This window comes from Kordiimonas sp. SCSIO 12603 (assembly GCF_024398035.1).
In the GTDB taxonomy this organism is placed as follows: Bacteria; Pseudomonadota; Alphaproteobacteria; order Sphingomonadales; family Kordiimonadaceae; genus Kordiimonas.
Genome location: NZ_CP073748.1, coordinates 2533251 through 2547637, shown reverse-complemented (window position 1 = coordinate 2547637; position 14387 = coordinate 2533251). Strand labels below are relative to the sequence as shown.

Genomic DNA, 14387 nt, shown 5'->3' with positions numbered 1-14387 from the left:
CGTGGTTTCTATTAACCAGCTTTCAGTAGAGACGCTTTTTGAAGCGGTAAGAACAGGTGATCGAGCGATGATTGGTCGTGCGATCACACTTGTTGAAAGCCGCAACGCAAAGCATCAAGAAAAAGCACAAGAGCTTTTACACAAACTTCTTCCATTCGCAGGTAAAGCGCAGAGGGTTGGTATTTCTGGCGTGCCGGGCGTTGGCAAGTCTACCTTTATTGAAAATCTGGGCTGTTGGCTCACAGGTGAAGGCCATAAGGTAGCGGTGTTAGCAGTAGATCCGTCTAGCTCCCGAACCGGAGGTTCAATCCTTGGCGATAAAACTCGGATGGATCTTCTTTCTGCCGATGAAAATGCTTTTATCAGGCCAAGTCCAAGTGCTGGTGTGCTGGGTGGTGTCGCTCGAGCAACCCGCGAAACGATGGTGATCCTTGAGGCTGCTGGGTATGATACCGTGCTGGTGGAGACTGTTGGTACAGGTCAATCGGAAACTATGGTTGCCGATATGGTAGATTTCTTCCTTGTGCTTATGCTTCCGGGAGCAGGGGACGAGTTACAGGGGATTAAAAAAGGCATCCTTGAACTAGCGGATATGGTAGCTGTCAATAAAGCCGATATCTTTGAGCAGAAACTCAAGCAAGCGATGCGGGAATATAAATCCGCGCTCCATATCATGACAGACGCAAGTCCAACTTGGCACCCTCCTGTTGTTGCATGTGCTGGCCTTACTGGTACTGGTGTGCCGGAACTATGGGCCCGGGTCGAGAAGCACCGGAAGTTAATGGATGCATCTGGTGAAAGGCAGCAACGCCGTGAGCAACAGAGACTTTATTGGCTCAAAAGCCAAATCCAGGACAGGTTGTTGGATAGCTTTTATGCATCTGAAGATGTTGCAGGAAACTGGGAAAGTATCGAAGCGGCAGTGAAAGACGGAAAAACAACAGTGTCGACTGCTACTGAAAAATTACTAGCCCTATATAGTTCCAAATAAAAAGCCCGGCTAACTGGCCGGGCTTTTGTACTCTATCTCATTCTTAATTAAGCGCGTTTGATACCCGCCCAATCATAGAATTTAACTACTTCGCCATTCTTATCGCACTCAGGAGAGGCTAGCTCCGCAAAGAGTGGTGCAATCTGATCAGGTGTGGGAAGAGTGTTTGGGTCTTCACCTGGAACGGCAAGTGCGCGCATGTGTGTACGGATTGGCCCCGGGTCAATAACATTCGCACGGATTGATGTAATACCGCATTCCGCTGCATATGTTAGCGCAAGCTCTTCAACCGCCGCTTTAGTAGCAGCATAACCGCCCCAGTAAGCTCGGTGCTTTCCTGCCGCCGCGGATGTTACGAAGATTGCACGACCTGCATCAGACTTCTTGAGAAGAAGATCCATAGAACGGATGAGGCGGAAATTACTTGTGATGTTTACTTCAACAAGCTCTGCCCAGTCTTTTATGCCAATATGGCCAATCGGTGAAATAGGGCCAAGCACGGCAGCATTAGCCACCATGATGTCTAATTTTCCCCAGCGCTCATAGATAGCCGCGCCTAAGCGGTCAATGGCGTCACCATCACGGATATCCATTGGGGCGATAGTGCAATTACGGCCCATTGCCTGAATTTCATCATCTAATTCTTCAAGGGCACCCTGAGAACGGTTACGAGCAATCGCGATGATATCAGCACCTTGTCTTGCGAGTTCAAGAGCAACTTCTCGGCCAATACCGCGCGATGCGCCTGTCACAAGTGCCAAGCGGCCTTCTAGAGTTTTACTCATTCTTTACGATCCTGTAGAGGCAATCATATCCAGCTGATCTTCGCTTTGATCTTTTTGATTTTGATCAGTAAGGAAAGTTGGATACTCACCTGTAAAACATGCATCACAATAAGCCGGGCATTTGCTGTTCCGGCCTTCTTTGTGGTTCACTGCGCGGTATAGCCCGTCAATGGACACAAATGCAAGGGAATCAGCTTTAATGTGCTCTTTCATCGCATCCACGTCCATACGAGCAGCGAGGAGCTTTTTCCGCTCTGGCGTATCAACGCCGTAGAAACAGCTATGCGCTGTTGGAGGAGAAGCAATACGCATGTGCACTTCTGCAGCGCCGGCTTCACGCATCATGGTTACGATTTTCATCGATGTTGTACCGCGCACGATAGAATCATCGATCAGGACAATTTTCTTGCCTTTGATTTGGTTACTGTTGGCATTGAGTTTTAGTTTTACACCGAGGTGACGGATCTGGTCACTTGGTTCAATAAATGTCCGGCCAACATAATGGTTCCGGATAATGCCAAGTTCAAATGGGATAGAGCTTTCCTGCGCATATCCAATAGCAGCAGGTACACCAGAGTCCGGCACAGGTATAACCATATCCGCATCAACGGGGAATTCTCGTGCTAGTTCAGCACCGATGTTTTTACGAGCTTCATAAACGCTCATACCGTCAGTCAGGCTATCCGGGCGAGAGAAATAAACATGCTCAAAAATACAAGGGCGAGCATTCTCTTCAGGAAATGGTTTATGGCTTGATAGACCTTCATCTGTGATGATGATCAGCTCGCCTGGTTCAACATCGCGTACATATTCAGCACCAATAATATCAAGCGCGCAGGTCTCTGAGCACATGATGTATGAGTTATCGAGTTTACCAAGCACAAGAGGACGAACGCCAAGTGGATCACGGAAACCAATCAGGCCTTCTTTTGTAAGACTGACAAGTGCGTAGGCACCCTCGATCTGGCCAATAGCATCCACAAAACGGTCAATCAGAGTTCTGAACTTGCTGGTCGCAATCAGGTGAATGATTGTTTCCGTATCAGATGTGCTCTGGAAAATGGAGCCGCGCTGCACCAGCGATTTACGGAGATGCGTTGCGTTTGTCAGGTTGCCATTGTGTGCAATAGCAAAACCGCCCGATGCAAATTCTGCAAAGAGCGGCTGACAGTTTCTTAAAATTGTATCACCAGTGGTGGAATAACGGACGTGACCAATGGCGGCATTACCCGGTAAGCTATCGATCACATCCTGACTGGTAAAATTATCAGCGACATGACCAAGAACGCGCTTGGTATGGAAAGTTTCTCCATCCAAAGCGGTAATGCCGGCAGCTTCCTGCCCTCTGTGTTGAAGTGCGTGTAACCCGAGAGTACAGTGCGCCGTAGCGTCTGGTGTACCGTAGATACCGAAGACGCCGCATTCTTCCCGCAGCTTGTCATCATCAAACGGGTTGGTGGAAAGGGGGAGCTGATTCGCCATGAAATTAGTCCTGCAGTTACCTTCACCCGCGGCTCTTTGCCGCCCGCACCGTATATCCGCTGATGCTTGAAATGACTAGATGCAATTTTGCACTTTTGCAGAAATATTACGTTGAGCCGTCTTTTTTCTTCTTCTCTTCGACAACATCTTTGAGAAGCTCATCAAGCTTTTCCCTGTCTAAGTCTTTGTATTCTTTGGCAAGCCTTTCACGAGCCTCTTCAATGAACTGGCTTTCCACCGCATCGCTTGCAGCTTCCAAATAATCTTCGCCTACTTTTTTAGGATCTTTGCCAAGTGCTTCGGCGGCATAACCTTCGAGCATTTCAGCGCCCCACGCCACAAGAGGTTTAAGTCGAGCTTGTTCCATCCATTCTGGTTGCTCCTCATTTGGGAAGATTTTTATGAAACCTAGATAGAGAATGGAAACAATGACCATACCCCTAAGAAGCCCAAAAAGTGCACCAAGGGAACGGTCTAAGAAGCCAACAGGGCTGTCTTTGATCGCAGAACCAATACTGCTCCCTAAAAACTTAAGAACGAATAAGCTAACAAAGAAAACGCCAACATAGCTGATAATATCAGCTAGTTCCTTAGGTTGGATATATTCAGACGCGTAGGGAAGAATAAGTTGGGTACCAAAAATGGTAGCAAGTAGAGCTCCTGCCCATGCTGCAAAAGATAGTGCAACAGTGGCAAAGCCGCGCCCAAAGGCCATAATTGTAGAGAGGCCAACAATCGCGAGAACACCGACATCAAAAGCAGTTAAGCTTGAAACTTCCATAATATGCTCCTGTTCGTCTTATTCTATACCTTCAGGGAAAAAGTGTGCAACCAAGTCTCCCACACGGGCCATGCCTTGTTGCTGAATAGCATCTGCATCAGCTTTTTTGCTGGATGGCAACATTGCACGAGAAAAACCTAGTTTAGCTGATTCTTTGAGGCGCGCTTCTGTTTGTGAAACAGCTCGAATATCGCCTGATAAGGCGATTTCGCCAAAGACTACAGTTTCCTCGGGAAGTGCAACTTGTGAGAGGCTGGAGATAAGTGCTGCAGCAACAGCGGCGTCTGCAGCAGGCTCTGTAACCTTCAGGCCTCCGGCTACGTTTAGATATACATCGCAGCCTGCAAGGCCTAAGCCTGCTCGTGCATCAAGAACAGCGAGCACCATTGCCAAACGACCACTGTCCCAACCAACGACCGCTCGGCGGGGATTGGCAGCACTTGATCGAGCAACGAGCGCCTGAATTTCCACAAGAACCGGGCGTGAGCCCTCAATGCCCGCGAATACGGCAGAACCGGGTTCACGGCTATTATGATCAGCAAGGAATAGGGCTGATGGGTTTGTCACCACATTCAGGCCGCCGCCTGTCATTTCAAAGACGCCGATTTCATCGGTGCCACCAAAACGGTTCTTTACTGCTCGAAGGATACGGAACTGGTGGCCACGATCACCTTCAAAATAGAGAACGGTATCCACCATATGTTCAAGCACACGTGGGCCTGCAATTTGGCCATCTTTTGTTACGTGGCCTACGATTAACACAACTGTACCACGGCGTTTTGCGAAACTAATGAGTTCGTGAGCGCACACGCGTACCTGACTTACGGTACCAGGGGCGGATTCTACATGGTCTGCGAAAAGGGTCTGGATAGAATCGATTACCACTACTTTGGGAGGCTTGCCTTCATCAAGTGTCGTAAGGATATCCCTAAGGCTGGTTTCACAGCCCAACTTAAGAGGTGCTCCTTTAAGACCAAGGCGATTTGCGCGCATCTGTACTTGCGCAGTTGCTTCCTCACCAGAGATATAGATGCAGTCCTCACCTTTATTGGCTAGCTCCCCCATAGCCTGCAAAAGCAGGGTAGATTTACCGATGCCTGGGTCACCACCAATAAGAATGGCACTACCTGGCACAAGGCCACCACCGAGGGCCCGATCAAGCTCGCTAATGCCAGTGAGAAGGCGAGGGGCTTCTTCAATTGGTTCATCAAGGGAAACCAGGTTTACATGACTGCCTTTTTTGCCGCTCAGGCCTTTAGGTGCGCCTGAAACTGCAGCTTTTTCTTCTTCAATGGTATTCCATTCATTGCATTCATCGCACTTACCTTGCCATTTTCGGTAAGCTGCACCGCAACTGCCGCATACGTATGATTTAAGAACTTTAGCCATTATGGTTTCAAAAGCTCCATTTCAATAGGACCATGTGCACTGCCTGTTATGAATTGTTGAACATATGCATTGCCGGAATTATCGATCTGTTCTTTATTGCCTTCCCAGATGATCTCGCCTTTATAAAGCATTGCAATGCGGTCTGCTATCTTGCGGGCACTGGCCATATCATGGGTAATAGTCATGGTGGTGGCACCAAGATCTTTCACGCATTCAACAATCAAATCATTGATAACGTCGGCCATAATAGGATCTAGACCAGTCGTCGGTTCATCAAAAAAGATGATTTCTGGCTCGGTAGCAATAGCACGGGCAAGACCAACACGTTTTTGCATGCCCCCTGAGAGTTCTGCAGGTGATAGTTCGCCTACATCAGGGGAGAGGCCAACACGGCGTAGTTTCTCAATTGCGATTTCTTTAGCATCTTTTTTGTTGAGACCCTTGCCTTGGACAAGACCGAAAGCAACATTTTCCCATACCTTGATGCTATCGAAGAGAGCCGCGCCCTGAAAAAGCATGCCAAATTTATGAAGGGTCTTCTTACGTTCACTATTACTGGCAGAGGTTGTCTCTTTGCCGTCAACGTAAATAGAGCCGCTATCCGGCTGCAGCAGACCCAGTACGCATTTAAGCGTTACTGACTTACCAGTACCTGAACCACCAATGATAACAAGCGATTGGCCCTTCTGAACCTCAAGGTTTATCCCTTGCAGAATGTGCTTGTTCCCAAATGACTTTTTCACATTTTCTAGTTTGATCATGGAAGACATTATGCAGCACCTCCGAACACAATTACTGTGATGATGAGGTTAGCTAGAAGGATAGCGATAAAGGCAGAGACCACAGCATTAGTGGTTGCTTTACCAACGCCTTGGGCGCCGCCTCTGCTGTTATAGCCGTGATAGCTGCCCATTAGTGCAATGAAGAAGCCGAAAACTGCAGCCTTCACCAGTGAAGAAACGACATCTGCTTGCTCAAGGAAATCAACCGTTACTGTAATATAAGTTGCGGCGTTAAGGTCTAAACGTTCTGTACCGATCAAGTAACCACCGAGAACACCGATGATGTTCGCGATAAGAACAAGAATTGGCAGTGTAATAACTGCTGCCAGAAGGCGCGGGGCAATAAGATATTTGAATGGGTCGGTTGATAAGGTGACAAGAGCGTCAATTTGCTCGGTTACACGCATGGTGCCGAGCTCAGCTGCCATAGCACTTGAAACTCGGCCAGCTACCATTAAGCCACCAAGTACAGGGCCAAGCTCTCGTACAATCGCGATCACTACAACGCCGGGTACCACAGATTCAGCATTAAACCTGCTACCGCCTACATAAATTTGCTGTGCGAGTGCAGCACCTGTGAAAAGGGCTGTCAAGCCCACAACGGGCAGGCTGTTATACCCAATTAGCCACATTTGCTGGGCAATAAGGCGCCAATAAATTGGGGGGCGCACGATATGGCTGATGCTGTTGCCTGCAAATGAGGCTAGCCGACCAAGTTCAGCTAGCGCCCCTAAGATGATACTGCCTACTGTAGCGAGAGGATTATTCACTAAAATGCCCGTTTGTTTCCTATATGTTCTAAACGCTAGTCGCACCTAGCTGACCTTTAGTCAACAGGAAAAGTGGCAATTTAACGGCCAGTAAAGTTCGCTTCGCGTTTTTGAAGGAAGGCTGTTACACCTTCAACACAGTCTGTTGTTCTGCCAGCTGCGCGCTGTGTCATTGCTTCTGCTTGAAGTTGTTCTGCATAGCTGTTGTTCATGCTGCCTTTGATTAACTGTTTAATGCCGTTGAGAGCCTGTGTCGGGCCTGATGCCAGCTTTCTAGCGAGAGTGAAAGCAGTGTCAGTTAGCTTTTCATCTTCGACAACATCATAAATCATACCCCATTCAAGTGCTGTTTCAGCTGAGATTTTCTCCCCAAGCATCATCATTGCTTTAGCTTTTGCGTTGCCAATGAGACGAGGAAGAATATATGTGCTGCCAGCATCTGGTACGAGGCCAATATTCACAAAGGCTTGAAGGAAGTATGCGGATGTTGAGGCCAGTACGATATCTGCAGAAATAGCAATACTCATACCTGCACCAGCGGCTACACCGTTTACAGCTGAAACAACAGGTATATTAAGTTCTGAGAGCTCTAGAAGAAGAGGGTGGTAGGTTTCCATCAAGTTGGCGCCAGGGTCTGCTGTGCCTGCGCCGAGCCCTCCCTCTGCCAAATCTGCTCCTGCGCAGAAACCTCGACCATTCCCTGTGATCAGAAGGGCGCGTACGCCGCTATCAGGGAGAGCGATTTTACGGACGGCATCAAGCATATCTGCTTTCATACCGTTGCTTAACGCATTCAGACGGTCAGGGCGATTTAATGTGATCGTTGCTAGGCCATCACTGATATCAAACAGGATATTTTCATAATTTGACATTTGCTTGTTCCTCCCACCTGAGCATGTCGTTATGAAAAGATGAACTAGAACAACATGCTTTATGGGCAAGCTAAATGTTATTTAGATGCAGCTATTTCAGTATGGAAAAAGGCAGGAGTAGCTGGGCCAAAGCCAACAAATGGTTCTTTAGGCATATCGTCTGAGGCAAGCTTTGGTTTTGGCGGTGTAAGATCAATCTTACCGCCATCAGGAATTTTCTTTCCTGTTAGGTCTTCGATCGCCTTAAGGTACCGAGTGTCGTCCTTACCGCCTGTTGAGAAGGTGATGGCTTTACCTTTTTTACCTGCACGGCCCGTACGACCAATACGGTGTACGTAATCTTCAGCATGGTTTGGTACATCAAAATTGAATACGTGGCTCAAATCAGCAACATCAAGGCCACGAGCCGCAACATCAGAAGCTACAAGTGTTTGAATTTTATTGTCTTTAAAGCCTTGAAGAACTTCCAGGCGCTCACTTTGTGCCATATCACCATGTAATTGGCCTACGCTGAAGCCGTGACGGTGCAGTGAATCGTATACATCTTTCACATCACGTTTGCGGTTACAAAAGATAATACCGTTAGTGATATTCTCTTCCTTAAGCAGCTTGCGAAGTGCTTTACGTTTTTCTCGGTAATGTACTGTTACAACGGATTGCTCGATGGTTTGGGCAGTTGAAGATGCACGAGCGACTTCAATCTTTTTAGGGTCATCAAGGAAACGGTCTGTAAGTTTCTGGATTGGCTTTGCCATTGTGGCTGAGAAAAATAGTGTTTGGTGCTTCTTCGTAATGCGTTCGCAGATTTTCTCAACGTCAGGAATGAAGCCCATATCAAGCATACGGTCTGCTTCATCAATTACGAGAATATCAATACCGTTAAGAAGCAGTTTACCGCGTTCAAAGTGATCAAGCAGACGCCCTGGTGTTGCGATAAGAACATCTACACCGCGGTCTAGTGCCTTTTCTTGATCAGCAAAGTTTACACCACCAATCAGAAGCGCCATGGATAGTTTGTGGTTCTTACCGTATTTCTCAAAGCTCTCAGCTACCTGAGCAGCTAATTCCCGGGTAGGCTCAAGAATAAGAGAGCGTGGCATACGGGCGCGGGCGCGGCCTTCTGTCAGGATATCAATCATTGGAAGAGTGAAAGATGCAGTTTTACCTGTACCTGTTTGAGCGATCCCTAGAACATCACGGCCCATCAGGCATTGCGGAATAGCCTGCGCCTGAATAGGAGTAGGCTTATCATAGCCCGCTTCTGAAACCGCTGCCAAAGTTGGTTCACTTAATCCTAAGAGATCAAAACCCATGTAATCTACCATTTCTCAAAACCAGTTTGGCGGCAGAATAGGTTTCCGCATCCGAATGTCAATCAATGAAAGCAATTTCGTGCGAAATATGGGGTAAAAGTGAGGTTTTAGAAGGAAAGGGTGTGCGAATTACCACTCAGAGAGAGCGGTAATTCCTGATTAACGCTATTTAAGGTGACCTTCTACAAAATCCAGCCGGTCTTGTCCGAAGAACATTTCATCACCAATAAACATGGTTGGGGCACCAAACACTCCGCGTTCAACAGCTTCTTCTGTTGCTTTGATCAGACCTGATTTAACATCAGATGACTGTGATGCTTCAAAAATGGCCGCCGTATCAAGGCCAGCTTCTGAAAGAACGGAGCTAATTACCTCCAGATCTCCCATATTTTTTTCATCAATCCACATGGCATTGAAAGTTGCTTCAATAAAGCTATCAAAGCAGCCAAGTTGTTCTGCCGCAAGTGCTGCACGCATCAAAGGTAGTGTATTGATTGGAAAATGAGGGTTGTGTTTAAAGTTCACACCATAGCGTTTCTGAAACCGGGGTAGGTCATGCATCATCATATACTGGCCTTTAGCAGGGATAAAGGCTGGAGAGCTATTTCCCGTGGCTTTAAAGACGCCACCTAAAAGCATGGGCTTATATGTGATGTGCAGGTCATACTGTTTTTTTAATTGTTGAAGGCGCTTGTATGCAAGAAAGGCTGTTGGGCTACCAAAATCAAAGTAAAAATCAAGTTCTGTCATGTTAAATTCCCTTACCATTTTTCTATATAGGGCCGAACATCCAGTTCAAACGTCCAGGCATTTTTCGGTTGCTCATATAGGTGGATATAATTCTTAGCTAAATCAGATGGTTCGACGATACCTTCATTTGCTTTCTTATCGGCATAGTCCGGCAAGAAGCCTTGTATCCATTTTGTATCGACTGCGGCATCAATAACTACATGCGCTACATGTATATTCTGAGGGCCAAGTTCGCGTGCCATGCTTTGGGCGAGCGCTCTAAGACCGTGTTTAGCGCTTGCGAATGCTGCAAAACCGGCAGCGCCACGCATACTGGCGGTGGCACCAGTAAAGATAATCGTTCCTTGTTTGCGCTTGGTCATGTAGCGTGCAGCTTCTCTGCCGCTCAGGAAACCAGCAAAACATGCCATTTCCCATATCTTAAAGAACTTCCGACTGTCAGTTTCAAGAATGCTCATCGGTACATTGGCACCTACATTGAAGATAACTACATCAAGTTCACCAATGTTTTCTTCAATATGTTTGAAGAGGTTGGTAATTTCTTCTTCCTTACGAGCATCGCAACTGAAGGCATGAGCTTTCATACCAGCTTCACTTAATTCTTGAATAAGTGGGGTGAGTTTGTCGCCGTTTCTACGGGCTGCGCATACGGTTAAGCCTTTAGCAGCAAACTTTCTCACTATTGCGCTACCGATTGCATCGCCGGCGCCTATAATTAAGGCAATTTTTTCTACCATTTTAATTCCCCAAGCGTAACGTAGCGTCATTTGAAGCTACACATTGATAAAACCAATGGATCAAAGTATGATCAGTGTGGTTTTATAATGAAACTAAATGGATCGTAATGATTCTTGTTTAATGATGCAACCAGTTATAGTGGAGCAATGTGTGAAACGCACATCCTTTTCAGAAATGCCGTGTTCTGTAGCTAGAACGCTTGATCATGTGGGACACTGGTGGTCATTTATGATTGTACGTAATGCTTTTTACGGACAAACGCGATTTCGCGAGTTTCAGGAAAGTTTGGGTATCGCTAAGAATATCCTGTCTGCCCGCCTGAAGGACCTTACGGAAGCCGGAATCATGAAAAAAATCCCGGACAGAAATGGGTCGAAGTACAGTGAGTATATTCTTACAGAAAAGGGCTGGGACCTGCAGCCTGTGCTCGTTGCATTGATGCAGTGGGGTGACAAGTGGGAGCCACATGAAAGTGGACCGCCACTTGAGCTGCTGGATAAAAGAAGTGGTATATCTATACCTTATCAAGGCATCAGAAATGCTGAGGGTGACGTTATTCCAAGAGAGGACTTAACTTCACGGTTTTCACCGGCTGCCAAAGAAATGCTAATGAAAAAGGCAGCTGAATAGCTGCCTTTGGTTTAAATATCTAGCTGATCGATGTCAGCTGCGTTGTCACGTATGAATTCGAAGCGTTTTTCTGGTTTTTTACCCATCAAATCATCAACGAGACGGTTTACATCAGCACGTTCGCCATATTCTGGAGGAAGCGTTACCCGCAGCAGTGTACGATTTTTCACTTCCATGGTGGTTTCCTTAAGCTGAGCAGGTGGCATTTCACCCAGACCTTTAAATCGGCTGATCTCAACCTTGCCTTTGCCGCTGAATTCAGAAGCCATCAGTTCATCTTTATGTTCGTCATCACGAGCATAAAGGACTTTTCCGCCTTTAGCTAAGCGGTAAAGCGGCGGTTGAGCAAGGAATAGGCGACCTTCTTTCACCATGCCAGGCATTTCCTGGAAGAAGAAGGTCATCAAAAGTGTAGCAATGTGCGCACCATCCACGTCCGCATCTGTCATGATGATAACTTTTTCATAGCGAAGTGCATCACCATCATAATGTTCACGTGTACCGCAACCTAAAGCCTGGATAAGGTCTCTTACTTCCTGATTGGCTGCGATCTTATCTCGTGTAGCGCTCGCAACATTCAGAATTTTACCACGAATGGGAAGGATAGCCTGTGTTTTGCGGTTACGTGCCTGTTTTGCCGAACCGCCCGCGGAATCACCCTCCACGATGTAAATTTCTGTACCGTCTGGATCTTCGCTTGAACAATCCGTAAGTTTACCCGGCAGGCGAAGTTTGCGCTTGCCAACAGCTGTTTTACGTTTGATCTCGCGTTCCTGCTTGCGGCGGAGGCGCTCTTCAAGGCGCTCTAACGCCCAAGTAAGCAAGCTATTGGCTCTATCAGGGTTCTCTGCAAGCCAGTTATCGAAAGCATCACGAATAGCGTTTTCTGTTAAACGCTGCGCATCTGGTGTTGAAAGCTTATCTTTTGTTTGACCTTGGAATTGTGGATCGCGAATGAAAACAGAAAGCATTCCACATGAAGAGCCTGTAATATCTTCAGAGGTAAGCTGTGCAGCTTTTTTCTGGCCTGCGATATCAGCGTAAGCTTTAAGGCCCTTAAGTAAAGCGCCGCGCATACCGTTTTCGTGGGTACCGCCTTGAGGGGTAGGAATGGTGTTACAGTAGCTGCTAGAGAAACCATCACCAAATTCTGGCCACTGAACGGCCCATTCTACCTGTCCCGCTTCATCAGGGAATTTAACGAAGCCTGCAAAAGGTTCTTCAGTTACACATGAACGCTTCTTCAGTGTTTCTGATAGGAAGTCAGATAAACCACCGGGGAAATGCAACGTTGCTTCCTGTGGTGTTTCATCGCCTTCTTGAAGCAGTGCAGCATCACACTTGAATTTAATTTCAACGCCCCGGAACAGATACGCCTTTGAGCGTGTCATCTTATAAATACGTGCAGGCTTAAGGGCGGCTTTTTCACCGAAAATCTCTGTATCCGGCAGGAAGTTAATCTTTGTGCCGCGGCGGTTGCTCACGGAACCCATATCTTCTAGGCCAGAGGTTGTTTTACCGCGAGAATATGTTTGTTTCCAAAGTTTCTTGTCTCGCGCTACTTCAATGCTCATTTCAGAAGAGAGCGCGTTCACAACAGAAATACCTACGCCGTGCAGACCGCCAGATGTTGCATAGGCGTCTGAATTAAACTTACCGCCTGAGTGAAGGGTGGTTAGAATCACCTCTAGAGCAGATTTACCTGGATATTTGGGATGCGGGTCTGTTGGGATACCGCGGCCATTATCAGCAATGGATACGGAACCATTCTCGTGAAGCGTTACATTGATACGGCTTGCATGGCCAGCAACGGCTTCATCCATAGAGTTATCGAGGATCTCAGCAAATAGGTGATGGAGTGCGCGTTCGTCTGTACCGCCAATATACATGCCCGGTCTTTGTCTTACCGGTTCTAGACCTTCAAGGACTTCAATGTCCTTAGCAGAATAGTCTGTTTTTGTTTGCTGTACTTCAAACAGATCGCTCATAAACCCACCCTAAAATTAATGCTTAAACTAGGAGGTAAACTAGCTAGGCAGTTACGTCAAGAAGGTCTATATATTGTATTTTTATTATATAGATGTAATATATATGGTGTATGTTGCCTGTTAATTTGAAGTTCAGCAGCATCCTGTAAACCTTATTTAAACACTTTTCCTGCTAGTGTGTTGGGCAGAAAACGAACGTGAAAGGCAATTCATGAATAGTTTCCATCCAGTTAGCCTAATACGCAGGGCTTTTGATACAGCTCTTCAGGCAAAGTCGGTGTTCGATATTGAGGTTGGCGACCGCTATCTTGAGACAGAAGGTGGTGTTTCTGTATGGGTGGTGAAGCGGATCAGTGATGTTGACATGAGTGAGTTTCCGCTTATCAGTTTAACGAGAGAGGATTACCCAGAACTTACTAAGACTGTGTCTCTATCCGTACTTCGAGAAAAGGAAGGTTTTGTAAAGGCTCTGCAATAGAGCCTTTATGTGTTCTTGTCTGTTTGATTAATCGAACAGCTTATCAATATCAGCCTGTGACTGAACTTCTTCAGCATCATGCTCTTCAATCGGCATAGTATCGTCATACTCGATTTCTTCATCAAGTTTGCCGTGAATCACCTGATTAAGCTTCAATAGCAGGTCTTGGGCTTGCTGAATGCGAGTTCTGATAAGTTCGGCTGCTGCTGGTGCTAAGCCACGCTCTATTACGTTCAAAGACATAAGGCCTGCAATTGTAGAACTGAGCAATTGATCCAGCTCAGTTTTATTCCGGTCAAATGCTTTTCGAATTGGGGCAGGGGCGATCTCGAATGCTTTTATGGCAAGTTGTTTGGCCTGAAAACCGCTATCTTCGAAGTGCTGAGGGTAGCTCTTTGGTTCCCATTCAGCTGCTTCTTCCACAATATCTGGCATATCAGGAATCATTTCTAGTAGCATAACAATTTCATTGAAATGGTTCAGATAGTCTGTTGCCAGAAAGCTTTCTGGATTGATATTGGCTGCGACCAATTCTGGCTGAAGCGCTTTTTGATCTGCGTTATACTCAAGTTGCATCAATTATATGCCTTAACAAGGAACAGCTCTTAACTACTCGTTCCCCCAAACAACGAGCTTAT

At 46.7% G+C, this 14387-nt stretch carries 15 protein-coding genes; 3 read left to right on the top strand and 12 right to left on the bottom strand.

From position 1 onward, the window contains the following. Position 1: 1 nt before the first annotated feature. Positions 2-991, top strand: a complete 990-nt coding sequence (gene meaB / locus KFE96_RS11815) for a methylmalonyl Co-A mutase-associated GTPase MeaB (protein WP_247020166.1) — start codon at positions 2-4, stop codon at positions 989-991. A gap of 47 nt (positions 992-1038) precedes the next feature. Here meaB and KFE96_RS11810 read toward each other — a convergent pair whose 3' ends face one another. The 10 genes from KFE96_RS11810 to KFE96_RS11765 form a co-directional block, all read right to left on the bottom strand. Further along, positions 1039-1776 (bottom strand): SDR family NAD(P)-dependent oxidoreductase, encoded by a 738-nt coding sequence (locus KFE96_RS11810; protein ID WP_255832771.1) that lies wholly within the window; start codon positions 1774-1776, stop codon positions 1039-1041. Between the two features lie 3 nt (positions 1777-1779). Continuing rightward, on the bottom strand, positions 1780-3258 hold the full coding sequence (purF, locus tag KFE96_RS11805) for an amidophosphoribosyltransferase (protein ID WP_255832770.1): 1479 nt from the start codon (positions 3256-3258) through the stop codon (positions 1780-1782). Positions 3259-3364: 106 nt separating this feature from the next. Beyond that, positions 3365-4039, bottom strand: a complete 675-nt coding sequence (locus KFE96_RS11800; protein WP_247020160.1) for a CvpA family protein — start codon at positions 4037-4039, stop codon at positions 3365-3367. An 18-nt stretch (positions 4040-4057) separates the two neighbouring features. Then, on the bottom strand, positions 4058-5428 hold the full coding sequence (radA, locus tag KFE96_RS11795; protein WP_255832769.1) for a DNA repair protein RadA: 1371 nt from the start codon (positions 5426-5428) through the stop codon (positions 4058-4060). After that, positions 5428-6198 carry an ABC transporter ATP-binding protein gene (locus KFE96_RS11790; RefSeq protein WP_255832768.1) on the bottom strand — a complete coding sequence of 257 codons (771 nt, stop codon included), beginning with the start codon at positions 6196-6198 and terminating at the stop codon, positions 5428-5430. The genes radA and KFE96_RS11790 overlap by 1 nt, the downstream gene beginning before the upstream one ends. Continuing rightward, entirely contained in the window at positions 6198-6980 is a 783-nt protein-coding gene (locus KFE96_RS11785; RefSeq protein ID WP_247020153.1) for an ABC transporter permease, read from the bottom strand. Before KFE96_RS11785 ends, KFE96_RS11790 begins: the two co-directional genes overlap by 1 nt. Before the next feature lie 80 nt (positions 6981-7060). Then, a complete protein-coding gene (locus tag KFE96_RS11780; RefSeq protein WP_255832767.1) occupies positions 7061-7852 on the bottom strand; it encodes an enoyl-CoA hydratase-related protein in 792 nt (263 codons plus the stop codon). A gap of 77 nt (positions 7853-7929) precedes the next feature. Beyond that, positions 7930-9165: a DEAD/DEAH box helicase gene (locus KFE96_RS11775; RefSeq protein WP_255832766.1), complete on the bottom strand. Its 1236-nt coding sequence runs from the start codon at positions 9163-9165 to the stop codon at positions 7930-7932. A 165-nt stretch (positions 9166-9330) separates the two neighbouring features. Further along, on the bottom strand, positions 9331-9915 hold the full coding sequence (locus KFE96_RS11770) for a 2-hydroxychromene-2-carboxylate isomerase (RefSeq protein WP_255832765.1): 585 nt from the start codon (positions 9913-9915) through the stop codon (positions 9331-9333). 11 nt (positions 9916-9926) lie between these two features. Further along, positions 9927-10652, bottom strand: a complete 726-nt coding sequence (locus tag KFE96_RS11765; RefSeq protein WP_255832764.1) for an SDR family NAD(P)-dependent oxidoreductase — start codon at positions 10650-10652, stop codon at positions 9927-9929. Positions 10653-10803: 151 nt separating this feature from the next. On the opposite strand from KFE96_RS11765, the gene KFE96_RS11760 reads away from it, so the two are divergent. Beyond that, positions 10804-11283, top strand: coding sequence for a helix-turn-helix domain-containing protein (locus KFE96_RS11760; protein ID WP_255832763.1), 480 nt, complete (start codon positions 10804-10806; stop codon positions 11281-11283). A gap of 11 nt (positions 11284-11294) precedes the next feature. On the opposite strand, the gene parE is transcribed toward KFE96_RS11760, so the two are convergent. After that, on the bottom strand, positions 11295-13271 hold the full coding sequence (gene parE / locus KFE96_RS11755; RefSeq protein WP_255832762.1) for a DNA topoisomerase IV subunit B: 1977 nt from the start codon (positions 13269-13271) through the stop codon (positions 11295-11297). Positions 13272-13482: 211 nt separating this feature from the next. On the opposite strand from parE, the gene KFE96_RS11750 reads away from it, so the two are divergent. Beyond that, the gene (locus KFE96_RS11750; protein ID WP_255832761.1) at positions 13483-13749 is read left to right on the top strand and encodes a hypothetical protein; all 267 of its coding nucleotides are present in this window, start codon (positions 13483-13485) and stop codon (positions 13747-13749) included. Between the two features lie 27 nt (positions 13750-13776). On the opposite strand, the gene KFE96_RS11745 is transcribed toward KFE96_RS11750, so the two are convergent. Next, positions 13777-14325 carry a hypothetical protein gene (locus tag KFE96_RS11745; RefSeq protein WP_255832760.1) on the bottom strand — a complete coding sequence of 183 codons (549 nt, stop codon included), beginning with the start codon at positions 14323-14325 and terminating at the stop codon, positions 13777-13779. Between the last annotated feature and the right edge of the window lie 62 nt (positions 14326-14387).